The sequence below is a fragment of the Streptococcus sp. K0074 genome, from assembly GCF_048843365.1.
Lineage (GTDB): Bacteria > Bacillota > Bacilli > Lactobacillales > Streptococcaceae > Streptococcus > Streptococcus mitis_BM.
This window is the reverse complement of sequence record NZ_CP184836.1, coordinates 250,030-275,141: the sequence shown is the minus strand read 5'-3', so window position 1 is coordinate 275,141 and position 25,112 is coordinate 250,030. Positions and strand designations below refer to the sequence as shown.

General features: G+C 38.5%; 27 protein-coding genes and 1 riboswitch. Of the genes, 5 read left to right on the top strand and 22 right to left on the bottom strand.

Annotation, left to right across the window (positions count from 1 at the left end; genetic code table 11):
- Window positions 1–109 precede the first annotated feature (109 nt).
- Complete coding sequence (locus tag ACN076_RS01510) at window positions 110–1,084, top strand: Abi family protein (protein ID WP_173267092.1); 975 nt, start codon at window positions 110–112, stop codon at window positions 1,082–1,084.
- Between the two features lie 167 nt (window positions 1,085–1,251).
- Window positions 1,252–2,418, top strand: a complete 1,167-nt coding sequence (locus ACN076_RS01505; RefSeq protein ID WP_261039004.1) for a tyrosine-type recombinase/integrase — start codon at window positions 1,252–1,254, stop codon at window positions 2,416–2,418.
- Between the two features lie 156 nt (window positions 2,419–2,574).
- On the opposite strand, the gene ACN076_RS01500 is transcribed toward ACN076_RS01505, so the two are convergent.
- From ACN076_RS01500 to ACN076_RS01445, 12 genes are all read right to left on the bottom strand, one after another.
- On the bottom strand, window positions 2,575–3,303 hold the full coding sequence (locus tag ACN076_RS01500; protein ID WP_420790011.1) for an ABC transporter ATP-binding protein: 729 nt from the start codon (window positions 3,301–3,303) through the stop codon (window positions 2,575–2,577).
- Window positions 3,303–4,310, bottom strand: a complete 1,008-nt coding sequence (locus ACN076_RS01495; RefSeq protein WP_420790010.1) for an ABC transporter substrate-binding protein — start codon at window positions 4,308–4,310, stop codon at window positions 3,303–3,305. The genes ACN076_RS01500 and ACN076_RS01495 overlap by 1 nt, the downstream gene beginning before the upstream one ends.
- Before the next feature lie 38 nt (window positions 4,311–4,348).
- On the bottom strand, window positions 4,349–5,107 hold the full coding sequence (locus tag ACN076_RS01490; protein ID WP_001245134.1) for an ABC transporter permease: 759 nt from the start codon (window positions 5,105–5,107) through the stop codon (window positions 4,349–4,351).
- On the bottom strand, window positions 5,070–5,360 hold the full coding sequence (locus ACN076_RS01485; RefSeq protein ID WP_420790009.1) for a thiamine-binding protein: 291 nt from the start codon (window positions 5,358–5,360) through the stop codon (window positions 5,070–5,072). Before ACN076_RS01485 ends, ACN076_RS01490 begins: the two co-directional genes overlap by 38 nt.
- A gap of 68 nt (window positions 5,361–5,428) precedes the next feature.
- A riboswitch (TPP riboswitch) is annotated at window positions 5,429–5,531 on the bottom strand.
- A gap of 82 nt (window positions 5,532–5,613) precedes the next feature.
- Entirely contained in the window at window positions 5,614–6,732 is a 1,119-nt protein-coding gene (cbpD, locus tag ACN076_RS01480; protein WP_420790008.1) for a choline binding-anchored murein hydrolase CbpD, read from the bottom strand.
- 90 nt (window positions 6,733–6,822) lie between these two features.
- Window positions 6,823–7,089, bottom strand: coding sequence for a Veg family protein (locus tag ACN076_RS01475; RefSeq protein ID WP_001278169.1), 267 nt, complete (start codon window positions 7,087–7,089; stop codon window positions 6,823–6,825).
- A 1-nt stretch (window position 7,090) separates the two neighbouring features.
- Window positions 7,091–8,443, bottom strand: coding sequence for a replicative DNA helicase (gene dnaB / locus ACN076_RS01470; protein ID WP_120770774.1), 1,353 nt, complete (start codon window positions 8,441–8,443; stop codon window positions 7,091–7,093).
- A gap of 43 nt (window positions 8,444–8,486) precedes the next feature.
- Entirely contained in the window at window positions 8,487–8,939 is a 453-nt protein-coding gene (gene rplI / locus ACN076_RS01465) for a 50S ribosomal protein L9 (RefSeq protein ID WP_000864214.1), read from the bottom strand.
- Complete coding sequence (locus tag ACN076_RS01460) at window positions 8,936–10,909, bottom strand: DHH family phosphoesterase (RefSeq protein WP_420790007.1); 1,974 nt, start codon at window positions 10,907–10,909, stop codon at window positions 8,936–8,938. The genes rplI and ACN076_RS01460 overlap by 4 nt, the downstream gene beginning before the upstream one ends.
- A gap of 135 nt (window positions 10,910–11,044) precedes the next feature.
- Window positions 11,045–11,593: a ribosome hibernation-promoting factor, HPF/YfiA family gene (gene hpf, locus ACN076_RS01455; RefSeq protein ID WP_000599100.1), complete on the bottom strand. Its 549-nt coding sequence runs from the start codon at window positions 11,591–11,593 to the stop codon at window positions 11,045–11,047.
- A 79-nt stretch (window positions 11,594–11,672) separates the two neighbouring features.
- On the bottom strand, window positions 11,673–12,335 hold the full coding sequence (locus ACN076_RS01450) for a ComF family protein (protein WP_420790006.1): 663 nt from the start codon (window positions 12,333–12,335) through the stop codon (window positions 11,673–11,675).
- Complete coding sequence (locus ACN076_RS01445; protein WP_420790005.1) at window positions 12,332–13,630, bottom strand: DEAD/DEAH box helicase; 1,299 nt, start codon at window positions 13,628–13,630, stop codon at window positions 12,332–12,334. The genes ACN076_RS01450 and ACN076_RS01445 overlap by 4 nt, the downstream gene beginning before the upstream one ends.
- Window positions 13,631–13,686: 56 nt before the next feature.
- Here ACN076_RS01445 and ACN076_RS01440 point away from each other — a divergent pair, with 56 nt between their 5' ends.
- The 3 genes from ACN076_RS01440 (at window position 13,687) to cysK (ending at window position 15,804) form a co-directional block, all read left to right on the top strand.
- The gene (locus ACN076_RS01440) at window positions 13,687–14,322 is read left to right on the top strand and encodes a YigZ family protein (RefSeq protein WP_153193803.1); all 636 of its coding nucleotides are present in this window, start codon (window positions 13,687–13,689) and stop codon (window positions 14,320–14,322) included.
- A gap of 15 nt (window positions 14,323–14,337) precedes the next feature.
- Window positions 14,338–14,781 carry a PH domain-containing protein gene (locus ACN076_RS01435; RefSeq protein ID WP_101786227.1) on the top strand — a complete coding sequence of 148 codons (444 nt, stop codon included), beginning with the start codon at window positions 14,338–14,340 and terminating at the stop codon, window positions 14,779–14,781.
- A gap of 96 nt (window positions 14,782–14,877) precedes the next feature.
- A complete protein-coding gene (cysK, locus tag ACN076_RS01430) occupies window positions 14,878–15,804 on the top strand; it encodes a cysteine synthase A (protein WP_153193802.1) in 927 nt (308 codons plus the stop codon).
- 121 nt (window positions 15,805–15,925) lie between these two features.
- On the opposite strand, the gene tsf is transcribed toward cysK, so the two are convergent.
- From tsf to pgsA, 10 genes are all read right to left on the bottom strand, one after another.
- Window positions 15,926–16,966 (bottom strand): translation elongation factor Ts, encoded by a 1,041-nt coding sequence (gene tsf / locus ACN076_RS01425; RefSeq protein WP_064276829.1) that lies wholly within the window; start codon window positions 16,964–16,966, stop codon window positions 15,926–15,928.
- A 78-nt stretch (window positions 16,967–17,044) separates the two neighbouring features.
- On the bottom strand, window positions 17,045–17,824 hold the full coding sequence (rpsB, locus tag ACN076_RS01420; protein WP_000268459.1) for a 30S ribosomal protein S2: 780 nt from the start codon (window positions 17,822–17,824) through the stop codon (window positions 17,045–17,047).
- 261 nt (window positions 17,825–18,085) lie between these two features.
- Window positions 18,086–19,342 (bottom strand): ISL3 family transposase, encoded by a 1,257-nt coding sequence (locus tag ACN076_RS01415; RefSeq protein WP_420789534.1) that lies wholly within the window; start codon window positions 19,340–19,342, stop codon window positions 18,086–18,088.
- Window positions 19,343–19,470: 128 nt separating this feature from the next.
- Window positions 19,471–20,658 (bottom strand): peptidoglycan hydrolase PcsB, encoded by a 1,188-nt coding sequence (gene pcsB, locus ACN076_RS01410; protein WP_000727020.1) that lies wholly within the window; start codon window positions 20,656–20,658, stop codon window positions 19,471–19,473.
- A gap of 93 nt (window positions 20,659–20,751) precedes the next feature.
- Complete coding sequence (gene mreD / locus ACN076_RS01405) at window positions 20,752–21,246, bottom strand: rod shape-determining protein MreD (RefSeq protein WP_153193801.1); 495 nt, start codon at window positions 21,244–21,246, stop codon at window positions 20,752–20,754.
- Window positions 21,246–22,064 (bottom strand): rod shape-determining protein MreC, encoded by an 819-nt coding sequence (mreC, locus tag ACN076_RS01400; RefSeq protein ID WP_153193800.1) that lies wholly within the window; start codon window positions 22,062–22,064, stop codon window positions 21,246–21,248. Before mreC ends, mreD begins: the two co-directional genes overlap by 1 nt.
- A 58-nt stretch (window positions 22,065–22,122) precedes the next feature.
- Window positions 22,123–22,917, bottom strand: coding sequence for an energy-coupling factor transporter transmembrane component T family protein (locus ACN076_RS01395; protein ID WP_420790004.1), 795 nt, complete (start codon window positions 22,915–22,917; stop codon window positions 22,123–22,125).
- The gene (locus ACN076_RS01390; RefSeq protein ID WP_261022888.1) at window positions 22,910–23,749 is read right to left on the bottom strand and encodes an energy-coupling factor transporter ATPase; all 840 of its coding nucleotides are present in this window, start codon (window positions 23,747–23,749) and stop codon (window positions 22,910–22,912) included. Before ACN076_RS01390 ends, ACN076_RS01395 begins: the two co-directional genes overlap by 8 nt.
- On the bottom strand, window positions 23,734–24,561 hold the full coding sequence (locus tag ACN076_RS01385; RefSeq protein ID WP_420790003.1) for an energy-coupling factor ABC transporter ATP-binding protein: 828 nt from the start codon (window positions 24,559–24,561) through the stop codon (window positions 23,734–23,736). Before ACN076_RS01385 ends, ACN076_RS01390 begins: the two co-directional genes overlap by 16 nt.
- Window positions 24,558–25,103 (bottom strand): CDP-diacylglycerol--glycerol-3-phosphate 3-phosphatidyltransferase, encoded by a 546-nt coding sequence (pgsA, locus tag ACN076_RS01380; protein ID WP_000712127.1) that lies wholly within the window; start codon window positions 25,101–25,103, stop codon window positions 24,558–24,560. Before pgsA ends, ACN076_RS01385 begins: the two co-directional genes overlap by 4 nt.
- Window positions 25,104–25,112 lie beyond the last annotated feature (9 nt).

Below are 25,112 nucleotides of genomic sequence, written 5' to 3'. Positions count from 1 at the left end.
AATTACAGTATTATTAGGCAATGAGAAGAGTTTCTGCTCCCAAGGGAACAGAGTACGCGAAACACCGCCTAGTTCTACTAGGTGGTGTTTTTGTATATAAGGAACATATATGAAACCATTTCAAACATTAGATGAACAAATAAAACTTCTCCAGTCTAGAGGTTTAGAAATAGATAACATAGAAGAATGTAAAAGATACCTTCTAACTAACAACTATTACAACGTCGTCAACGGATATAGTAAGTTTTTTCAAACATCAAAAGATAAATTTATAGCTGGTGCAGACTTTAGAGAAATAGCTGCAACACACTTTTACGATAAAGAAATTAAATCAGCTTTTTTAAAAGCAATTATAGATGCAGAAAAACACTTTAAATCCGTACTGGCATATCGTTTTTCAGAATCATATCCAAAGCCATACTCTTATCTAGATATTAATAATTTTGAAACACAAAAAGATGCAAAAAGGCTCGCACAAATTACAAATTTAATCAGTATATTAGCTAAAATACTCAATGATTATAATAGGGATAAGCAAAACAATTCTATAAAACACCACTATAAACAACATGGCGTTGTTCCTTTCTGGGTTATCATCAATGAACTTACATTAGGGCAAGCATTTAACTTTTATAGAAATCTAAACACTGATATAAAAAATCAAATAGCTAGAGATTTATCACCATTCTTACAAGAAAATATTGAATACATCCAAAATAGACCTAGTAAAGACCTTTTAAGCGGAAAGGCTTTAGAAAGTATTATTAAAAATATACTAGAAATTAGAAATATCACTGCTCATAATAATAAACTTTTCAATTATAAATGTCGTGAGAATCTTCCACAACTAGCTTATTTCCACTATTACAATAACAATGCCAATACATCAAGACAATCTGTATATTATGTTTTTCTTGCCTTGCAATGCCTACTTGCTTCCACACAATACGCTCAATTACATAACACTATTATAAAAAGAACCAAAGCTCTAAATAAAAAAGCGCACTCCATTGAAGCCGGCATTGTATTGGACACACTTGGATTTCCGAATAATTGGTATAATATCACTGACACATTAAGATAGAACTACTTGCAATATATGCCCCATATCCGCCTTGCTTCCTATTCTTGTATAATTTACCGTCCGTCCTCTTAAAATCGAAAATAGAGGGGTTCTCGTAGCTCCTCGCATGGTATAAACTCAAAACCTTTTCTAATTGCTTGCCTGCTGATGGAAAAAGGAGTAAAACCATGAAAATTACACAACACACGAAAAAAGACGGATCAGCAGTCTACCGCTCCAGTATCTATCTTGGCATTGATTCTGTGACTGGTAAGAAGGTCAAGACTACCATATCAGCACGAACAAAGAAAGAACTCAGAAACAAGGCCACCCAGGCTAAGGTAGAATTTGAGAAAAACGGCTCTACACGGAAACAACGCTCACATATAACAACCTATAGCGAACTTGTGGACTTATTCTGGCAAACCTACCAGCATACCATAAAGACTAATACGCAGATAAAGATAAAAGGTTGCTTAAATAATTACCTCTTGCCCTCATTTAGTACTTACAAACTAGATAAACTTACTCCTGTTATTATCCAAACTCAGGTAAATAAGTGGGCGGATGAGTACAATCAGGACGGAACAGGATATAAAGAATACAATCATCTTCATGCCTTAAATAAACGTATTCTACAGTATGGAATTTCTATTCAAGCATTAGACAATAACCCTGCTCGTGATATTGTTATTCCTAGAAAGATAACCAGAGATAAACAAGAAATTAAATACTTTCAAGATCAGGAACTTAAAAACTTCCTCTCCTATCTCGATAACCTGGAGAATACCTTTATCAATTTTTATGATACTGTGCTTTATAAAACGCTCCTAGCTACTGGACTGCGCATCCGTGAATGTCTGGCCCTGGAATGGTCTGATATTGACCTGCAGAACGGAACGATCGATATTAACAAAACACTCAACATTTTAAACCAGGTAAACAGTCCTAAGACAAAATCAAGCTATAGAGTTTTAGATATCGATCATAAAACAGTGCTCATGCTTCGTCTCTACCGAGCAAGACAAGCAGAAAACGGTAGAAACATTGGCTTAACCTATGAGAAAGTATTCTCTGATAGCTTTGACAACTATGTCAATACTCGAAAGGTTGATTATCGCCTACATAAGCACTTAAAAAACGCTAACTGTACTGATTTAGGCTTTCATGCTTTCCGACACACTCACGCTAGTATCTTGCTTAATGCCGGATTACCATACAAGGAGATACAGACACGGCTTGGCCATGCAAAAATATCTGTAACTATGGACACTTACAGCCATTTATCAAAAGAAAACCAAAAAAGAGCAGTCTCATTCTTTGAAACTGCCCTCGAAAAAATAAAAAGTTCTTAAAAAAGTCCACAAAATAAAAAAAGCGACACATAAAACCCTTATGTATCAACGATTATAGAATGATTTCGGTATAATTGACTATTATACCGAAATTTTCTTATTTTTAAAAGAAAAAGGGCGCTGGTAAAGGATAATCTTCACCAACTCCCTATTTTTCTACTTATCTAAGCCTAATTCTGCCAAGATTTGACGTTTGTAGGCAATCTTTTGGACTTCCTTGTCCTCATCTTCAGACCAATCTAGTTTAATTTCTGAAACAATCTGCCCAGGGCGATTTTTCAAGATATAGATGCGGTCACTGAGATTGAGGGCCTCCTCGATACTGTGAGTAATAATCAAGGTTGTTAGCTGCAACTGCTTGTGAATCTCAAGGTACCAAGCGTGGAGTTCCATCTTGGTCATCTCATCCAAGGCGCTAAAGGCTTCATCTAAGAGAAAGAGCTTGTGACCGAAAAGATAGGTACGAAGCAAGGCCACACGCTGGCGCATCCCACCACTGAGTTCATGAGGGTATTTATCTCTTACAGCTGTCAACTGGAAGGTCGCAAGAATTTCATCTGCGCGAGCAATAGCTTCTGCCTTATCCACTTTTTGAATCAAGAGGGGCAGAATGATATTACCAAGCACCGTCTTGTGCTCCAAGAGGAGATCCTTTTGCAACATATAACTCACGCGCCCCTTGGGATTCTCCTCCCCATCAAGGACAATTCTCCCTGACTGAACTTCTAAAATCCCAGCGATTAGATTAAAGAGAGTGGTCTTTCCAACACCACTTGGGCCTAGGATAGAAACCACTTCACCTGAAGCCACCTGCAGGTTGATGTCTTCTAAAATCCTATCTTGTCCATAGGCATAACTGACGTGTTCTAGTCTAATTTCTGTCATTATTTCACAAATTCATTAGTGAAGCCTTTGTCTGTCAAGTCTTCTTTAAGGATACCATTTTCTTTATCCCATTTATAGAAGGCATTCCAGCGAGCTGCATCAAATTGACCCCATTTTTCCTTGTCACTTGCGTATTCTTTTGACAAGTATTTTTGAGATTCGATGACAAAGTCACGTTTTTCCTGAAGTTCAGGTGCATTCTTGATAAGGATATCTGCCGCTTCCTCTGGATGCTCCATAGCATATTGGTAACCTTTTTTGATAGCTTGGATGACTTTGCGAGCTTCTTCTTTATTGTCTTTAAGGTAGTCGTTGTTTGCGATGATAACTGGTGAATAGTAGTCAAACTCCTTGACGTAGTCTTTCAAGTACATGAAGTTAGCCTCTACACCTTGAGATTTAGCAAGGATTCCATCCCATCCGTAGTAGATCCATGCAGTATCAAATACTCCATTAGCAATCGGTGTGATTGAGTTTGAGTCGTTATTTGGTACTTTTTCAACCTTCTCAAAGTCTCCACCTTGAGATTCTACCAAGGTTTTCAACATAGCAAGTTCAGTTGGGTCATTCCAAGTTCCGTATTTCTTACCAACCAAGTCTTTTGGACTAGCTACATTGTCAGATTTACGAGAGATAATTCCTGATGTATTGTGCTCTACGATAGCTGCAACGGCAGTAATTCCTGCCCCTTTTTCCAATTTTTTAGCCATATAGTCTTGGAAATACACTGCAAATGGTGCCTTACCATTGATAACCAAGTCAGAAGAACTTTCTTCTGGTGGCAATTTCAAATCAACATCCACTCCAGCTTCTTTGAAATAACCTTTTTCCTTGGCCACATAAAGCCCTGTGTGGTTGGTATTTGGTGTCCAGTCTAGGATAAAGTCGATTTTCTTAAGTTCTGTCTCTTTGTTATCCTTAGAAGCAGTTCCTTGACCACAGGCCACAAGCACAACAGCTACAAGAGCTGTCACAAGCGTTAAAAACACTTTCCATGTTTTCTTCATTTTGATTTCCTCTTTTCTTTTTCAGAAACATTCTTATTCTAAGAACGTTTCCATTTAATAACATATTTTTCACTAATATCAACCAACTTCATACCAAGAAGACTGATAATCGATACCAGAATAATAATAGCAAACATGGTATCATACTGAAACAGTTTCTTGGACTGAATCATGTAGACACCTAGTCCTTCAAAGCCTCCCAACCACTCAGATACCACTGTTGTGATAAAGGCGTAGGAAACACTGACCCTCAGACCTGCATAAAAGTAAGGCAAACTGACTGGAATTTTAAAATGCCACAGGATTTGCCAAGGTTTGGCCCGCATCAGACTAAACAAGGTCAGCATATCCTTGTCACAATGCCTAAAACCGTCCAAAATGCTGACGATGATGGGGAAGGTTGTCGTTAAGATAATCAAGACAATCTTGGGCAAAATCCCATAACCTAGCCACAAGACTAGAATAGGAGCTATGGCAATGGTCGGAATGGTCTGAACGACCACCATCATAGGGTAAATCAGATCATTGAGCCAAGTCAAACTATCCATAAGTACAGCCATGAGACAGGCAATCAAGACTCCCAAAATTAGACCTAGCAAAGCTACTCTCAAGGTCGCCCAGCTATGGTGCCAGAGAAATTCTCTATCACGAACAAAAGACTGGAGAATTTCAAGAGGTGTCGGCAGGATAAACTTAGGGAGAAGTTTAAGAAAACCTGCTAACTGCCAGATTGACAAGACTCCTAGAAAGCCCAATAGACTAATGTGTCGTCTCAGTATACTTTTCAAGTTTCTCATCAATACTTAAAATCTCTCCTACATTTATTTTGACATTAGCAAAGACATTATCTGCCTCCTGCCCTGCTACCTCTAGCGCTTCTTTGAGAATGCGCATAAGCTCCTCAAACTCCCCTTCCAAGACCGTTTCAAATGGTGTCACCACCATAGTCACTTCTTGAACTTGCAGATAAGCAATGACCTGATCAATAACAGCTATCCGATCAATCCCCTGTGATAGGGGTAAAACTTGCAAGGCAATGCTTGCTTTCATAACAACCTCCTCTTCTCGTTTTCCTTTGACAAAAAGAAAAACCTTTCCCATATATGGAAAAGGTGCAGAATAGACTAAGTATCGTTCCCTACGCTGGCATTACCCAGATCAGGTGCGGTCGAAGTTTAACACTTCCTCTCAGACTGTACACAGACTCCCATATATTATATGGACATATGATAGCGCAAAATAAAAAAAATGTCAAGGAAACTGCTTACAGAAAAGAGCAGGAAATTTTTCCTACTCCCATTTTCTATACTCGTTCTCCATTACTATTCACTCTGTAACCATCCACCGTCGTATTCACAGCTAAGGCGCCTGAAGAGTAAGAATAATACCACTTACCAGAGACTTGATACCATCCTGTTTTCATTGCTCCTGAACTATCCAGATAATACCACACTCCATTTTCCTTTAACCAGCCTGTCTGCATTTCACCAGATGATTTCAAATAATACCAGCTAGAACCATCCTTCAACCAGCCTGTTGATTTAGAACCATTTGATTTGAAATGATACCAACTACCATTTATTTTCTTCCAACCAACAGTTGAACTACTATTGAATCCATAGCTAGAGCTATTTCCTGATTGATTCTGATAATTCTGTGAAGAAGTCACCCCCTCTAGCTGGATATAGCGACGACTTCCATTATAAGCCGTATAACTCAACCACTTGTACCCATCTTTTTCGAGAATTTGATCATAATGAACATTCTCCCCAGGATAATAGTAATCAATCGCAGTTACGCTAGCTAGAGGCTGATTTTTGATAGCAGCCTTAGCCTTAAAATAATGTGTTCCCCCTGTTGAAGTTGAGAATTGACTATTTCCAATACTGCCACCAGCCAAATCTTTAAAATGAATAAAACCGGTCATAGTATTGGCCTTCACGACACGCTTGTTATAAGATTCTCTTATTCCATAGTTGTATTCTTCAATCTCAATCTCATCTCCCACTACATTTGACACCCAAGCAACATGACCATAAGTTCCTGCAGTAGACCAAGCAATGGAGCCAATAGCTGGTGTATTGTCTACACGATATCCTTCACGACGAGCACGATAGCCCCATTCATTCGCATTTCCATAAGCTGCTGGAAGCTCAAAACCATTGACATTACTCAAACGAAAAGCTGCAAAAGAAGTACACTGACGAGAATACATCCGCCACTTATCAATCTCCTGACTCCCATTTTTATAATAAGTAGGATAATCATCCCCACGCGCAATCGATCCATTTCCTCCGGAATAGGCATATACACTATCACCCGCTGCTAGCATCAATCCTACTACTAAAAAAGGAACAACCTTTTTAACTGATTTTCTAAAAGAAAATCCTGTCTCTGTTACTTTGAATGGTAAAACTTTCATTCTTCCTCCTTGAAAAATAATATAAATCGAAGATTACCTTCACTTAAACTATTCGGAGAAAAAAAAGAAAAAGTGAGAAAATTTCTCACTTTAGTCAAGATAATGAATCAAATTCTTTTCTGTAAGGATATCTGAGTAAGTAAAGGATTCAACGTAAACATTGGCTTGTTTATCTCCTTCAACGTTTCCAAATTCAACGATAAATAGGGATGGATAAACCTCAATTAGCTTGCCCAATCTATTTTTTTGGCGCTTACGACCATTCTCCAAAGTCATTTCTACGACTTGTCCCTCATGTGCCTTGATCTCTTCTTTGATTTTTTTCATCTTGGCTACATCTGTAAATGCATCTGACATCTTATGCCTCCCTCTTTGAGATACTTGAAAATTTATTATATTCTTTTTGGAAAATCAATTCCACTGTTCCACGAGCTCCACTACGGTTTTTCTCGATAATAACTTCTACCTTATTATTCGGTATGCCTTCCTCTTCTTCACCACCACGCTCATAGTAGTCGTCGCGATAAAGAAAGGCTACGATATCAGCGTCCTGCTCAATAGATCCAGATTCACGAATATCAGACAAGACTGGTCTCTTATCCTGACGTTGTTCTACACCACGAGATAGCTGACTTAGAGCGATTACTGGAACTTTCAGTTCCTTAGCTAAAATTTTCAACTGACGTGAAATTTCTGAAACCTCTTGTTGACGATTTTCTCGACCAGTTCCCGTGATAAGCTGCAAATAGTCTATCAAAATCAAGCCTAGATTTCCAGTTTCTTGAGCTAATTTACGGGAACGAGAACGAATCTCTGTAATCCGAATTCCTGGCGTATCATCAATATAAATACTTGCATTAGCTAGATTCCCTTGAGCAATGGTATACTTTTGCCACTCCTCATCTGTCAATTGCCCTGTACGGATAGAATGGGATTCCACCAAACCTTCTGCCGCAAGCATACGATCCACTAGACTTTCCGCACCCATTTCGAGCGAAAAGATAGCAACTGTTTTGTCCAACTTAGTCCCAATATTCTGAGCAATATTCAAGGCAAAGGCTGTCTTACCAACCGCCGGACGGGCTGCTAAGATAATCAACTCCTCCTCATGAAGTCCAGTCGTCATATGATCCAAGTCACGATAGCCTGTCGCAATACCTGTAATATCGGTCGTTTGTTGCGAGCGAGCTTCCAGATTTCCAAAGTTGATATTCAACACATCTCGAATGTTCTTAAATCCACTTCGATTAGCATTTTCACTGACATCAATCAGCCCTTTTTCTGCCTGAGCAATGATTTCATCAGCTGGTTGCGAAGCCTCGTAAGCTTGATTGACAGACTCTGTCAACTTGGCGATTAATCGCCGTAGCATAGCCTTTTCTGCAACGATTTTAGCATAATACTCCGCATTAGCAGAAGTTGGCACAGAATTGACAATCTCAACTAAGTAAGACAGGCCGCCAATATTCTGCAAATCACCTTGATTATCAAGGATAGTACGAACCGTTGTTGCATCTATGGCATCCCCACGATCGGATAAATCAACCATAGCTTGGAAAATCAAACGATGGGCATACTTAAAAAAGTCCCGAGACTCAATATATTCTCGTACAAAAACAAGCTTACTCTCGTCAATAAAGATAGCCCCCAAAACGGATTGCTCAGCCAAGATATCTTGAGGTTGTACTCGTAACTCTTCTACTTCTGCCATCAGACTTCCCTTCCTTTTACAATCTTGTCAAGAAGGTGTAAATTTATCCTTCTTTCACACGAAGATTGATTACACTTGTGATATCTTGATAGATTTTCACTGGTACATCAATTAAACCAACTGCTCGAATAGGAGCCTGTACTTGGATATGACGTTTATCAATCTTAATTCCAAATTGCTTTTGCAATTCTTCAGCAATCTTCTTATTGGTAATTGAACCAAAGGTACGGCCATCTGGACCAACTTTTTCAACAAATTCTACAACAGTTTCTTCTGCTTCAAGTTGGGCTTTAATTGCTTTTGCTTCTGCAATCATCTCAGCGTGAGCTTTTTCTTCAGATTTTTGTTTACCACGAAGTTCACCTACAGCTTGAGCAGTCGCTTCTTTGGCTAGATTCTTTTTGATAAGAAAGTTTTGCGCATACCCTGTTGGTACTTCCTTAATTTCGCCTTTTTTACCTTTTCCTTTAACATCTGCTAAAAAGATTACTTTCATTCTTCTTTCTCCTTTTCCTTTATTTCGTTTAATACAATTTCTGTCAGTTTTTCACCTGCTTCTGACAAGGTTAAATCTTTAATTTGAGCTGCAGCTAAATTAAAGTGGCCTCCACCCCCCAGCTCTTCCATAATCCGTTGTACATTCAGTTTACTACGACTACGAGCTGAGATAGAGATAAATCCTTGTGTATTCTTCGCAAGAACAAAACTCGCTTCAATACCTGACATAGCTAACATGGCATCTGCTGCCTTACTAATAACAACTGTATCATAGCATTTCGAGTCCTGAGCCTCTGCTATCAATACATCTGAACCTAATTTACGCCCTTGTAAAATCAGTTCATTGACCTCACGATATTCTTCAAAATCTGTCGCAGCGATTTCTTGGATAGCAATACTATCACTTCCTCTCGTTCTGAGATAGCTAGCAACATCAAATGTCCGACTAGTCACTCGTGAGGTGAAATTTTTAGTATCCAACATCATACCAGCCATCAAGACGCTTGCTTGCATACGACTCAAACGATTTTTCTTAGAATTTTGGAACTGTAGCAATTCCGTTACCAACTCACTAGCACTACTTGCACCACTTTCAATATAAGTAATGACTGCATTATCTGGGAAATCCTGATCCCTTCTATGGTGGTCAATGACGATGGTTTGGGTAAATAAATCATAAAAATCTTTTGATAAAGTTAAAGCTGTCTTTGAATGGTCTACAAGAATCAACAAAGAACGATTGGTCACCATCCCCATTGCATCCTTAACAGACAACAACTTCGTAACTCCTTCTTTTTCTAAGAATGAAACAGCTCGTTCAATATCTGGTGACATTTGTTCTGCGTCATAAATAGCATAGCTATTTTCAGTCACATTGCTGGCAAATAACTGCATACCTACAGCAGAACCCAAAGCATCCATATCCAGATTTTTGTGACCAACTACAAAAACCTGATCCACACTACGAATCTTATCTGAAATAGCCGTCATCATAGCGCGCGTACGAGTCCGTGTACGTTTGATTGAGGCAGCAGACCCACCACCAAAATAAACTGGATTCTTCGTTTCGTCATTCTCCTTGACAACAACTTGGTCGCCACCACGCACTTCAGCCAAGTTCAAGTTGAGCAATGCAACTTTCCCTATTTCATCATGATTTCCATCACCATAAGAAAATCCCATACTTAAGGTCAAAGGCAGCTGTCTCTGTTTCGCCTCTTCTCTGAAAGCATCAATAACCGAAAATTTATCATTCATCAATCCCTCAAGTACCGTGTAGTCCGTAAATAGATAAAAACGGTCCATACTCACTCGACGGGAGAACATGGCATGCTTCACAGCAAATTCTGAAACAAAATTGGCTACAAAACTGTTAATATGACTAATATCAGACTCTGATGTTTCATCTTCTAAATCATCATAGTTGTCAACGGAGACGATCCCAATCACAGGTCGACTCGTTACTAACTCAACAGTCGCTTCGTATTCTCCAGACACATCAAAGAAGTAAAGAACCCCAGATACCTTGTCCATATGAACCGAATAACGGGTCTCCCCCAAGGTGGCATAGGATCCTGGATTTCCTACCGATGCCTTGATAATTGTTTGAATTAATGCCACATCAATTTCGCCCACTTCATTAGTCAAGATCAATTCAGCATAAGGATTAAACCACTCAACTTCACCAGATGATAAGTCTAATTTAATAACCCCAACAGGCATCTGTTCTAACAAGGTTGTCAAACTATCTTCAGCTTGGTGGTTTACATACTGAATTTGTTCTACTTCACTCCTTGAGTAGTACTCTCTTTGATGAATGAATAATAAAATATATGAACCCAAAATAAGTATCAAAAGAAATAGCGTTACCAGTGTATTCGTTACAAAAACAAGTTGCACAGATAGCACTCCGAACGCCACTATTCCTAATATTAAGGGGAAAATAGGACTTACATAAAATTTTTTCATTCCAAACCTCTTGGCACCCATTATACCATAATAACCACCAAAAAGCGACTTTTTAAAAGTGTAATCAGTAATTCTATCAATTATAAGAAAAAGGAGGTTTACAAATCAGTAAACCTACCTTTACACATGTTGAAATTAAGATTCTTTAACCTCTAACAGACCAATTTCACCATCCTCACGACGATAAATCACATTGGTTGTCTGATCTTCAACATCCACATAGATAAAGAAATCATGTCCCAACAAATCCATCTGTAGAATGGCTTCTTCCAAATCCATTGGTTTTAAATCAATTTGTTTTGAACGAACAACTCTAGACTGGACAACATTTGGATCTTCCACCAAAGCATCTGTAAATAATTGACTAGTTGCTACCTTATTTTTATTTTTACGCTCGATTTTTGTTTTATTCTTACGAATCTGACGTTCAATTTTATCAGTTACAAGGTCAATTGAACCATACATATCTTGAGACACATCTTCTGCACGAAGAGTAATTGAGCCAAGCGGAATCGTTACTTCCACTTTAGCAGTTTTTTCACGATACACCTTCAAGTTTACTCGAGCATCCAACTCTTGCTCAGCTTGAAAATACTTTTCGATCTTTTCGAGTTTAGAAACTACATAATCACGAATTGCTTCTGTTACTTCTAGGTTTTCACCACGGATACTATATTTAATCATATGAGTACCTTCTTTCTAAACATTTTTGTTTTTCTGATTTCATTATAACGCTTTCATTTTAGTTTTGCAAATTTTTTCCTCATCTTACAAGGGAAAATGTTTTTACATCTTCAGCACCAGCTTCTTCCAACAGTTTCTTCACACGATTTATAGTTGTTCCAGTAGTATAAATATCATCTATAAGTAGGATTTTTTTAGGAATAGTGACTCCACTTTTAATAAAGAAAGGAGATTCTGTCTCCAAACGCTCTGAGCGACTTTTAGAAGAACTAGCTCGCTCTTCTCTCTTTTCTAATAAATCCAGATACGCAAAGTCTGCTGCTTCAACTAAACCTTCAACCTGATTAAATCCTCTATCAGCATATCTATCAGGACTTAGGGGAATTACAACAAATTGATACTCTTTGTACTTTTTTAACTCCTCACTTAAAAATGAAGCGAACACTTTTCTTAAAAGGAAGTCTCCATCAAACTTATACCGACTGAAAAAATCCTTCATAGCTTGATTGTAAGTAAAAATCGCTCTATGACTGACTTCAACTCCTTCTTTACACCAAAATTGACAATCTTGACACTTTGTTGACAATCCTGTTTTCATACAGTTTGGACAGTACTCTTCTCCAATTCTCTCAAAAGTAGAATCACAATCTAAACAAAGACAGGAGACATCATTCCTCAGAAGTAAGAGACTACTAAAAGTTAAAACAGCCTTCATAGTCTCCCCACACAATAAGCACTTCACAGCCCCGCCTCCTTATTCATCTGTTGAATTTCCCTAATTGCCTTTTTGATTGAAGCATTTAACCCATCATGGAAGAAAAGCAAATCTCCTGTCGGTCTGTCCATACTCCGACCGACACGTCCTCCAATCTGTATTAAACTAGACTTGGTAAACAGACGATGATTGGCTTCTACTACGAAAACATCCACGCAAGGAAAGGTAACCCCACGCTCCAATATCGTCGTACTGATAAGTATTGTCAGTTCTCCATCTCGAAAAGCTTGTACCTGCTCTAATCTATCTTCTGTTACAGAAGATACAAAGCCAATTTTCTCATTTGGAAATTCCTTCTGTAAGACTTCTTTTAATTGCTCCCCTTTCTTAATCTCTGAAGCAAAAATAAGTAACGGATAACCTGTCTTTCTCTGCTTCTCAATATAAAACTTTAGCTTTGGTGATAACCGACTTTTCTCTAAACAGTGATTAAAATCTGATAACCAGACAGGTTTAGGAATAATCAAAGGATTCCCATGGAATCGTCTAGGTAAGCTCAGTCGTTTTAGTTCTCCTATGCGAACCTTCCTATCTAACTCATCGGTCGAAGTCGCTGTTAAAAAGATTCTCAATCCATTCTCCTTTACACTATTCTTGACAGCATGGTAAAGCGTGGGATTGTCAATATAAGGAAAAGCATCTACTTCATCCACTATCAGCAAATCAAAAGCTTGATAAAACTTCAATAACTGATGGGTCGTCGCAACAACTAGTGGTGTTCGAAAATACGGCTCTGATTCTCCGTGTAGTAAAGATATCTCGCAAGCAAAATCATCTTGCAGGCGCTTATACAGCTCCAAACAAACATCTATGCGAGGACTGGCCAAACACACTGCACCACCCCTATTAATCACCTTAGCCACAACTTGATAAATCATTTCTGTCTTTCCAGCCCCTGTCACCGCATGTACCAAGGTTGGCTCTTGCTTGTCTGCTGCCTGAATCAATCCCTCTGACACCTTTTCTTGAAAAGGAGTTAATTGACCACGCCATTTAAGAACATCCTGTTTAGGAAAATCCTCCTGCGGAAAATAGTATAAAGCTTGATCACTCCTGACTCGCTTCATCAGCAAGCACTCTCGACAATAGTAAGCACCGATGGGCAAATACCATTCCTCTGGAATAATACTATTACAACGTTGACAGAAAAGTTTCCCCTTCTCCTTTCTCATTGCTGGAAATTTTTCCGCCAACTGACGTTCCTCTTCTGTTAATTCATTCTCAGTAAACAAACGACCGAGATAATTTGGATTTACTTTCATACTTCTTTATTCGTAAAAACCTAGCGCTTTAGATGATTTTTTAGTACAATTAAATCATGGAATTTAGAACAATTAAAGAGGACGGACAAGTCCAAGAAGAAATCAAAAAATCCCGCTTTATCTGTCACGCCAAGCGTGTTTATAGCGAAGAAGAGGCTCGTGACTTCATTACCACCATCAAAAAAGAACACTACAAAGCGACGCATAACTGCTCTGCATTTATTATTGGGGAACGTAGTGAAATTAAACGTACAAGTGATGATGGTGAGCCCAGTGGTACTGCTGGCGTTCCCATGCTAGGGGTACTAGAAAATCACAACCTCACCAATGTCTGTGTGGTAGTGACACGCTACTTTGGTGGCATTAAACTAGGCGCTGGAGGACTGATTCGTGCTTACGCTGGCAGTGTTGCCTTAGCTGTCAAAGAAATTGGCATCATTGAAATAAAGGAACAGGCTGGCATTGCTATTCAAATGTCTTACGCTCAGTATCAAGAGTACAGTAACTTCCTTAAGGAACATAATCTCATGGAACTGGATACAAACTTTACAGATCAAGTCGATACGATGATTTATGTTGATAAAGAAGAAAAAGAAACTATTAAAGCTGCACTTGTAGAGTTTTTTAATGGAAAAGTCACTTTAACTGACCAAGGTTTACGAGAAGTTGAAGTTCCTGTAAACCTAGTGTAAACAAAGGAGAGAAATATGCCATTTGGAAAGTTCATTCAAGGACTCGCTGGTAACTTTAGCGAGCAAAACAAAGAAACTCTTATCAAAGAATATGGACAATACCTACTAGAAAATGAAGAAATTCAAAGTGGATATAAACTGATTCGTGACTCAATTATATTTACAAATATCCGTATTATCTTTACAGATAAACAAGGCGCTACTGGTCGTAAGATGTCTATTAAATCAATCTTTTTGATGAACATTGTTAACGTTGAAATGGAAACTGCGGGAGCAGGTATAGATGATAGTGAAATTACTATTACTTATTTAGAAAATATCTTTCTAAAAGCACATAATGAACATTTTAGTGTTCACAAATTTGAATTCCCTAAGAAAACAGATATCGTTCCACTTTATACATATTTACTAGAATTAGCCTATCACAATCGCTTAAAAATTAATGGCTTAGACCTATGATATAAAAAAATCCTATCGCTTCGATAGGATTTCTATATTTTACAAATGGTATAGATAGCGTTATACTAGAGATATCTTATACAAAGAGGTATTCATATGTCTATTTATAACAACATTACTGAACTAATCGGTCAAACTCCGATTGTTAAACTCAACAACATCGTGCCAGAAGGTGCTGCAGATATCTATGTAAAACTTGAAGCATTTAACCCTGGTTCTTCTGTAAAAGACCGTATTGCTCTTAGCATGATTGAAAAAGCTGAACAAGACGGTATTCTGAAACCTGGTTCTACTATTGTTGAAGCAACAAGTGGAAACACTGGTATTGGACTTTCATGGGTAGGGGCTGCTAAAGGGTATAAAGTTGTTATCGTTATGCCTGAAACTATGAGTGTGGAACGACGTAAGATTATCCAAGCCTATGGTGCTGAACTCGTCCTTACTCCTGGTAGCGAAGGAATGAAAGGTGCTATTGCTAAGGCTCAAGAAATCGCTGCTGAACGTGATGGTTTCCTTCCTCTTCAATTTGACAACCCAGCAAATCCAGAAGTACACGAAAGAACAACAGGAGCTGAAATACTAGCTGCTTTCGGTAAAGATGGACTAGATGCCTTTGTTGCTGGAGTGGGTACCGGTGGAACGATTTCTGGTGTTTCTCATGCACTCAAAACAGCAAATTCTAACATTCAAGTTTTTGCAGTAGAAGCAGACGAATCTGCTATTCTATCTGGTGAAAAACCTGGACCACACAAAATTCAAGGTATCTCAGCTGGATTTATTCCTGATACACTGGATACAAAGGCTTATGATGGTATCGTTCGTGTAACATCAGACGATGCACTAGCACTCGGCCGTGAAATTGGTGGAAAAGAAGGTTTCCTTGTAGGGATTTCTTCAGCTGCAGCTATCTACGGAGCCATCGAGATTGCCAAAAAATTAGGTACAGGTAAAAAAGTCCTTGCTCTAGCACCAGATAATGGTGAACGTTATCTCTCTACAGCACTCTATGAATTTGAAGTTTAGTCTCCTAAATACAATTAGCCCTTATTATAGGGCTTTTTATTTTTACCTTGAAAATAGGAAGTTCTCCCTATAAGGAGCGACTGCATAGAAAAAAGGAAGCAAATTTACTTCCTTTCTATAATTAGTTATTCAAGGCTGCTGCCATTGTAGCTGCAACTTCAGCTTCAAAGTCGTTTGCAGCTTTTTCGATACCTTCACCAACTTCAAAGCGAGCGAACTCAACTACTGAAGCGTTAACTGATTCAAGGTATGCTTCAACTGTCTTGCTATCATCCATGATGTAAACTTGTGCAAGAAGTGTGTAAGCTTGGTCAACTTTAGTGTTGTCAAGCATGAAGCGATCCATTTTACCTGGGATAATTTTGTCCCAGATTTTTTCTGGTTTTCCTTCTGCAGCTAACTCAGCTTTGATATCAGCTTCAGCTTGAGCGATTACTTCATCAGTCAATTGTGCTTTTGATCCATACTTCAAGTGTGGAAGAGCTGGTTTGTTAACCATTGCACGGCTTTCGTTATCTTGGTCGATTACGTGGTTCAATTGAGCCAACTCATCTTTAACAAATTGCTCATCCAATTCTTTGTAAGAAAGAACTGTTGGTTTCATCGCAGCAATGTGCATTGAGATTTGTTTAGCAAGCGCTTCGTCTCCACCTTCAATAACAGAGATAACACCAATACGGCCACCGTTGTGTTGGTATGCTCCGAAGTGTTGTGCATCTGTTTTTTCAATCAAAGCAAAGCGACGGAATGAGATTTTTTCTCCGATAGTCGCTGTTGCAGACACATAAGCTGCTTCAAGAGTTTCACCTGAAGGCATTGTCAAAGCAAGAGCTTCTTCATTGTTAGCAGGTTTTCCTTCAGCAATAACTTTAGCTGTAGTATTTACCAATTCAACGAATTGAGCGTTTTTCGCAACGAAGTCAGTTTCAGCATTTACTTCAATAACTGCTGCAACATTACCGTTAACGTAAACACCAGTCAAACCTTCTGCAGCAACACGGTCAGCCTTCTTAGCTGCCTTAGCCATACCTTTTTCACGAAGCAATTCAATCGCTTTTTCGATGTCACCGTCTGTTTCTACAAGCGCTTTTTTAGCGTCCATAACTCCGGCACCAGATTTTTCACGCAACTCTTTTACAAGTTTAGCTGTAATTTCTGCCATTTTGATTCTCCTATATTTTTTAAAAATAGGAGAGCCGGGCTAAGCCCCGCCCTCCTAGGTAATTACTATTTATATGAATTAAGCGTTGTCGCCTTCTACAACTTCAACGATTTCTTCGATTGAATCTGCTTGAGCTTCTGAAGCTGCAAATTCTGCTTCAACTGCTGCTGCATCTTCACCTTGACGTCCTTCGATGATAGCGTCAGCCAATTTAGCTGTGATCAATTTAACAGCGCGGATAGCATCATCGTTAGCTGGGATGATTACATCGATATCATCTGGATCAGTGTTTGTGTCAACCATCGCTACAACTGGGATTCCCAATTTCTTAGCTTCTTTAACAGCGATTTGCTCTTTATGTGGATCAACTACGTACATAACATCTGGGATACGAGGCATATCTTCGATACCACCCAAGAATTTTTCAAGACGTGCACGTTGTTTATTAAGAAGTGCAACTTCTTTCTTAGGAAGAACTTCGAAAGTTCCATCTTCTTCCATACGTTTGATTTCTTTCAAACGAGCGATACGTTTTTGGATTGTTCCCCAGTTTGTAAGAGTTCCACCCAACCAACGGTGGTTGATGAAGTATTGACCTGAACGTACTGCTTCTTCAGCAACTGCATCAGCCGCTTGCTTCTTAGTACCAACAAACAATACAACTGCATCGTTAGCTGCTGCATCACGCATGAAATCGTAAGCTTGGTCAGCGTATTTTACAGTTTGTTGCAAGTCGATAACGTGAATTCCGTTACGCTCAGTAAAGATGTACTTAGCCATCTTAGGGTTCCAGCGACGAGTTTGGTGACCAAAGTGTACACCAGCCTCAAGAAGTTGTTTCATTGAAATTACTGCCATGAGTATTTCTCCTTTTTGTTTTTTTCCTCTTCTTGACTTCAACTCGCAAAACGACCCAAGGGCAACTGCTTCACAATTCATCAAGAATGAGTATTATCGTTCACACGACAAGTTTCATTTTACCATACTTTTTCAATATTTTCAAGCTATTTTGATATAATTTTTAATAGAGATTATCACAGTAAAACCTGAAAAGAGGGCTCTATTCGAGTCCCTCTGTAAATTAAGGCTCTTTGTCAACTGTAGTGGGTTGAAGAAAAGCTAATATCTAGAAAGGACAAATCTCGTCCTTTCTTTTTTGATGTTCAGAGCGATAAAAATCCGTTTTTTGAAATTTTCAAAGTTCCGAAAACCAAAGGCATTGCGTTTGATAAGTTTGATGAGATTATTGGTTGCTTCTAATTTGGCGTTAGAATAGTGTAGTTGAAGGGCGTTGACGATTTTCTCTTTGTCCTTTAGAAAGGTTTTAAAGACAGTCTGAAAAAGAGGATGAACCTGCTTTAGATTGTCCTCAATAAGTCCGAAGAATTTGTCAGGTTCCTTGTTCTGAAAGTGAAAAAGCAAGAGTTGATAGAGCTTGTAGTGGTGTTTCAAGTCTTCTGAATAGCTCAAAATCTTGTCTAGAATCTCTTTATTCGTTAAGTGCATACGAAAAGTAGGGCGATAAAATCGTTTATCACTCAGTTTACGACTATCCTGTTGAATGAGTTTCCAGTAGCGTTTGATGGCCTTGTATTCATGGGATTTTCGCTCAAATTGATTCATGATTTGGACACGGACACGACTCATAGCACGGCTTAGATGTTGGACAATGTGAAAGCGGTCAAGAACGATTTTAGCGTTAGGAAAAAGTTTACTGGCAATATCGTAGTAAGGGCTAAACATATCCATCGTAATGATTTTCACCTGACAACGAACAGCTCGCTCGTAGCGCAGAAAGTGATTTCGGATGATAGCCTGTGTTCTGCCTTCAAGAACAGTGATAATGTTGAGCTTGTCAAAATCTTGTGCAATAAAGCTCATCTTTCCCTTTGTAAAAGCGTACTCGTCCCAGGACATAATCTCAGGGAGGTAAGAAAAATCAGACTTAAAACGGAAGTCATTGAGCTTACGAATGACAGTTGAAGTTGAAATAGCCAGCTGATGAGCAATATCGGTCATAGAAGTCTTTTCAATCAGCTTTTGCGCAATCTTTTGGTTGATGATACGAGGAATTTGATGATTCTTCTTGACGAGTGAGGTCTCGGCGACCATCATTTTCGAGCAATGATAGCACTTGAATCGACGCTTTTTCAGGAGGATTCTAGTAGGCATACCAGTCGTTTCGAGGTAAGGAATTTTCGACGGTTTTTGAAAGTCATATTTCTTCATTTGATGTCCACAATCAGGACAAGATGGGGCATTGTAATCCAGTTTAGCGATGATTTCCTTAAGTGTATCCTTATTGATGATGTCTAGAATCTGGATATTTGGGTCTTTGATATCGAGTAGTTTTGTGATAAAATGTAATTGTTCCATATGAATCTTTCTAATGAGTTGTTTAGTCGCTTTTCATTATAGGTCATATGGGACTTTTTTTCTACACAAAAATAGGCTCCATAAGATTCATAGGGGATTTACCCACTACAAATATTATAGAGCCTAAATTAATCTGCATAAATATATGTTACAAAACCTGAAGACGTAGTTGTCGGATTGAACCACCCACGATGATTTCCAAGCGTGCGATTACCAGCATAATTTGATTCTGAAACTTGGATACGTGTTGTTGATTCTACAGCAGTGACTACCGCTACGTGTCCATAGCCACCATCATTCCAACATGCAATCGCACCAACTTGAGGTGTTGAACCTGTACGGAATCCTGCAGCAGCTGCACTTGTAGCCCACTGCGCTCCATTACCCCAATAGTCTCCAGCCCAAGGTGCTAATGTTTTAACTCCCCATGTACATTCTCCAATTGGATAGCTTGAAGCATTTGTACTGTATGTTGGGCGTTGTTTTACTGCCACAGGAGTATATGTTGCTGATTCCGAAGAAGCTACAGCTTGAACCTGTGCTGCAAAAGTCGTATTTCCAGAAGCAACAACTGTTTGTTGTTGACTTACTTGTTTTGCCTTGTAAGCTGCTTCTGCCTCTGCTGCTGCTTTTGCTGCTACTTCTGCTTCTGCTTTTTTCTCTAGCAAACTTGCTTTTTCATCTTCTGCTGTAGCTTTTTCAGCAGCAAGATTTAATTCTGCAGCCTTCAACTCAGCTTGTTTCGTTGTTAAAGCTTGCGCATCATCAGACAATTTCTGTTGATTTGCAATTACTGTATTAATTGCGTCATTGTTTGCCACTTGCTTCTCAGAAATTGCTTTTTTATCTGCTTTTTGTTGTTCCAACATTTTGTTGTTAGCAGATACGATTTCATTCATTGCTGCTACACGTGAAATAGCTTCTGTAATTGATTTTGAGTTTACAATCGTATTGATGTAGCTAGTTGCAGCTCCATTTGTTTGAGCACTACGAGCTTGTTTTTCCAAAGAATCATTGCGAGATACAATGTTTTTAGAAAGTTCTGTAATCTCACTCTCAAGTTTTTTGGATTCTGCTTGTAATCTATCATTTTCAGCTTGCAAGTTAGATTGCTCAGCTTGAATAGCTGATACTTGCTCCTGAATTTGGTCAACTTGTTTTTGGGCTTCTTGTTGTTGTGCTGTTAAGTTACTAATTTTATTATCTTGAGCAGCAATTTTGTCATCAGTCGTTTCTGCATGCGCAGTTGTTAAAACAGCTACTTGAGAAACCATTACTGTACTTAATAAAAGTGACGCTAAGATTTTTTTCTTCATATTACGTAGATACTCCTTCTTTTAAAGACAATACTAGTATACCAAAAAAAGGCCTAATGAATATTACGCCTTTGTTACATTTTTGTTTCTTTCTTATAGATAATATCTTTCAAAAATAAACTGAAAAATAAGCATCCACACAAGATTTAAAATCATGGATGGTACGAGGCTATAAACGATAAAAATCGGCAGACTATCTAGAGTTAAACCTACCACTAATGCAAAGAGATAAGCTCCCATATCAAATAGAAAACTCATAACAATCATAGCCAAGATTCTTGTCCAACGATTCAACAAAATAACACTATTCAATTTATGAAGAAACGCTCCCAATAAGATAAATAAGAGAGTTGCAATCCCTATTAGATGGAAAAAGTAAACATCGTAAACCAAGCCTATCACAAAACAATAGACTAGGTAGAGATACTCTGATACTTCTATCGTCTCAAATAAGAGAAATAGAAAAAGAAAATGACTAGCCAAATGTACATGGGGGAAAAATGAGCCCAGAAGCTGGCTAATATGGGCGTCAATTAGAACCAAGAAAGGTAGCAATAAAAACACTCCAACCCGCTTTAACTGTCTCATTATGAATTCCCCACTAATTCTATCACATCCACATTATGAGTATCTGCACTCAATTTAACAGTTACTTCTCGTGTCAAATAGTCTGTACTATGCGTTGTGGCAACCACTTCACCAACAGGAATATCCGCAACGTTAAAGTTTCCTAATCCACCAGTGGTCACCTTATCTCCTGCACTAATATCGCTATTGCTATTTAATTGGCTAATTTTAAGAACTTCATTTTCCTTGTCATAGCCAACAATAATTCCATAAATTGTGGTAGTGCCGTGTTGAATTTTAACAGAAATCTTATCAGCATTTTCCGTATTTGTCAGAAGGTTGACCATAGTAGAGTTCTCCTCCACTTTTGAAACACTCCCAATCAAACCACCATTTGCAATGGCTAACATGTTCTCAGAAGCCCCTTTTGATTTACCTACATCTAAGGTCAATTCCTGCTTCCAAGATACTGGAGAACGCATAATAACATCTGCTGCTAAAGTCTTTGTGGCTTGCAATTTAGACTTCATATCAAGCAATTGGCGCAGTTGTTCATTTTCTGTCTTTAAACTTTCCGCCTCATTTGATTTAACTTCTAACTGGTAAATCTGTTTCTTCAAACTTTCATTTTCATTATATGTTCGTGTCAAATGAGCCAAATCTGATTTGACAGAATCAAACCACTGAAAAGGTTTTTGCACAACCCTATCAACCAATGAGATTCCATCTCCTAATTTTGTCACAATTGTACTTGAATAAGTCGTCGCTAAGAGAGCTGACACAAGTAGAACAGCGACAAAAACAATAATGACATATTTTGATTTTTTAAAACGGTTCATATCCCTACCTTTATATCAAAAACTGTTACAGTAACTTTTTATCAATTCCTGAAAGCTACTAAGATTTTAAGAAAAATAAACAACAACCAAGTACGAGAACAACAAGAATGGTCAGCGTATCCTTTCGAGTCCACTTCAATTGTCTGTATTGACTTCTGCCTTTTCCACCCTGATAACCACGCGCTTCCATGGCGATAGCTAAGGAATCTGCACGTTTTAAACTTGTCGCAAAAAGAGGAATCAAAATGGGAATCATAGCCTTCACCTTTTGAACGATACTTCCTTCACCAAAATCCACTCCACGCGCTTTCTGTGCATTCATAATCCGCGTTGTATCATCCATCAAGGTTGGGACAAAACGTAGACTCATGGACAGCATCAAACCAATTTCATGAACTGGAACTTTCACACGCTTTAAAGGTGATAACAAAGCTTCGACAGCTGAGGCCAAACTTAAGGGCATGGTCGTTAAGGTTAACAAAGTTGAAAAGAAAATAATCAATACAAAACGACAAAAAATAATCCCAGCTTGTTGCAAAGCATAATCCGTGATTCTCACAAACGAAAACTCAATTAAAACATTCCCATTAGAAATGAAAAACAGTTGAAAAATAGTTGTGAAGGCAATCAAGAAAAACATAGATTTCAAGCCCTGAATAAAGAATGAAAGAGCTACTCCGGACAAGGCAATAAAGATTCCTGTCGCTATAAAAAGAATTAAATTCGTCAAGGGATTATTAGCCCAAAAAACGATTAAAATCAGTAGCATCATAGCCAGTAATTTGCTACGTGGATCCAATCGGTGAACAATCGAATCCCCTGGGATATAACGCCCCAAAATCATACTATCCATTTAGCGACTCCTTGAACTCCTCTATCTTAATCGGTAATCGTTTAAATGACACGCCTCTATCAGCCAATCGTTTACAAAAGGCCGTAATTTTAGGTACTCCCAACTGCACTTCTTCCATAAAGACAACATCTTGAAAGACATCACTTGGTTTCCCACCTTTAACTAAACGTCCCTTTTCCATCACATAGACTTGGTTCGCATATTCGGCAACATCATCCATCAAATGCGTTACCAAGACGATGGTCATCCCTGACTGGTGGAGTTTTTTGAACAAATTCATCAGCTCTTTTCTTCCCAGAGGATCTAGGCCTGCTGTGGGCTCATCTAAAACTAATATGGCTGGTTCCATGGCAAGTATGCCTGCAATGGCGACACGTCTCATTTGTCCACCTGATAGCTCAAACGGGCTACGATCAAAAAGTGATTCATCAATTCCAACCAGAGCCAGTTTCTCACGCGCAATCTTCTCCGCATCTTCTTCAGAAACTCCAAAATTTTGTGGCCCAAAAGCAACGTCTTTCAAAACCGTTTCTTCAAAAATCTGATTTTCAGCAAACTGAAATACCAAGCCAACCTGTTTTCTAATTTGCCGAATATCTTTATTTTTAGAAGTCGAGGTGATTAAGGTATCAAAAACCCGCACACTCCCTTGACTTGGCACCAATAAACCATTTAATAGTTGCAAAATGGTTGATTTACCACTACCTGTGTGCCCAATTAAAGCCGTATAAGAACCATCTTCAATCGTCAAAGAAACATCCGACAAAGCTGTTGAAGCTAAAGGAGTCCCTTCTTGATATGTAAAACTCACATTTTCTAGAGCAATTCCCATAGCTTATCCTCTAGCTCACTTTCTGTCAAATAATTTTCAGGCAAATCATAGCCATTCTGGCTCAAAGAATGTTTTAATTGATTGGCAAAAGGATCGTCTAATCCAATTTGATCTAAATCATTTCGAGAGAAAAGTTCTCTTGGACTGTTGGTTGATTCAATCGACCCTTTTTTCATGACCAATACGCGGTCACTCATGGCAACTTCTTCCAAATCATGTGTAATGGAAATGACCGTCATATCATAGTCTTTCCGAATTCCTTTTACTGTCTCAATCAGTTCTCTACGACCCTCAGGATCCAACATACTCGTTGCCTCATCTAGGATTAGAATCGCTGGTCTTAGGGCTACAACACCTGCAATAGCCACACGTTGCTTTTGGCCACCTGACAGACGTGCTGGTTCTCTCTTTTTAAAGTCCAACATGCCAACCAAATCCAGAGCTTCTTCCACTCTCTTTTGCATTTCTTGACGAGAAAGGCCCTGATTTTCCAAACCAAAGGCAACATCATCTTCAACAGTCGCTCCAACAAATTGATTGTCTGGATTTTGAAAAACCATACCGATTTGACGACGTATACTCCAAACATTCTCCTCAATCAGCCGTTGACCATCAATTGCAATCTCTCCGGATTCTGCTTCCAGTAAGCCATCAATTAAGCGAACCGTCGTTGATTTACCACTACCATTATGCCCTACAATCGAAAGCCATTCTCCACGTTTCACGTGAAACGTAATATCCTTCACATCGTAATATTCCTGACTTTCCTTATAGCGAAAAGAAAGATTTTTTACATCAATTATTGATTTCATTTCGAACCAAATGTCCCTTTAAATACATAGGCACTACCCTTGAAATAATCATAGCCAGAGTAGATAGTGAAAAATAAGGCTACATAAAGTAGAACTTGACCAAGCAAAGTCCAATGTAATAGCAAGAAAATAATCGCAAACATCTGACTAAAAGTTTTAATTTTTCCAGGCATTGCCGCTGCTAAAACCGTTCCACCAGTTTCAACCAATAAAAGCCTTAAACCTGTCACAGCTAACTCACGACAGATAATTACTGCAACAATCCAAGCCGGAGCCATACCTAACTCAATCAACATAATAAAAGCCGACATAACTAGTAACTTATCCGCCATAGGATCTGCAAATTTACCAAAATTACTGACCACATTCCATTTACGAGCTAAATATCCATCTAAATAGTCGGTAATACTGGCAATAGCAAAGATAATAGCTGCCACTATATGACTCTCTATCGAATTTCCTATCGTTAAAATAAAGATAAAAATAGGTATAAAGAGAATTCGACCTATTGTTAAGAGATTGGGAATTTGTTCTTTTTTCATTCGTTTTTC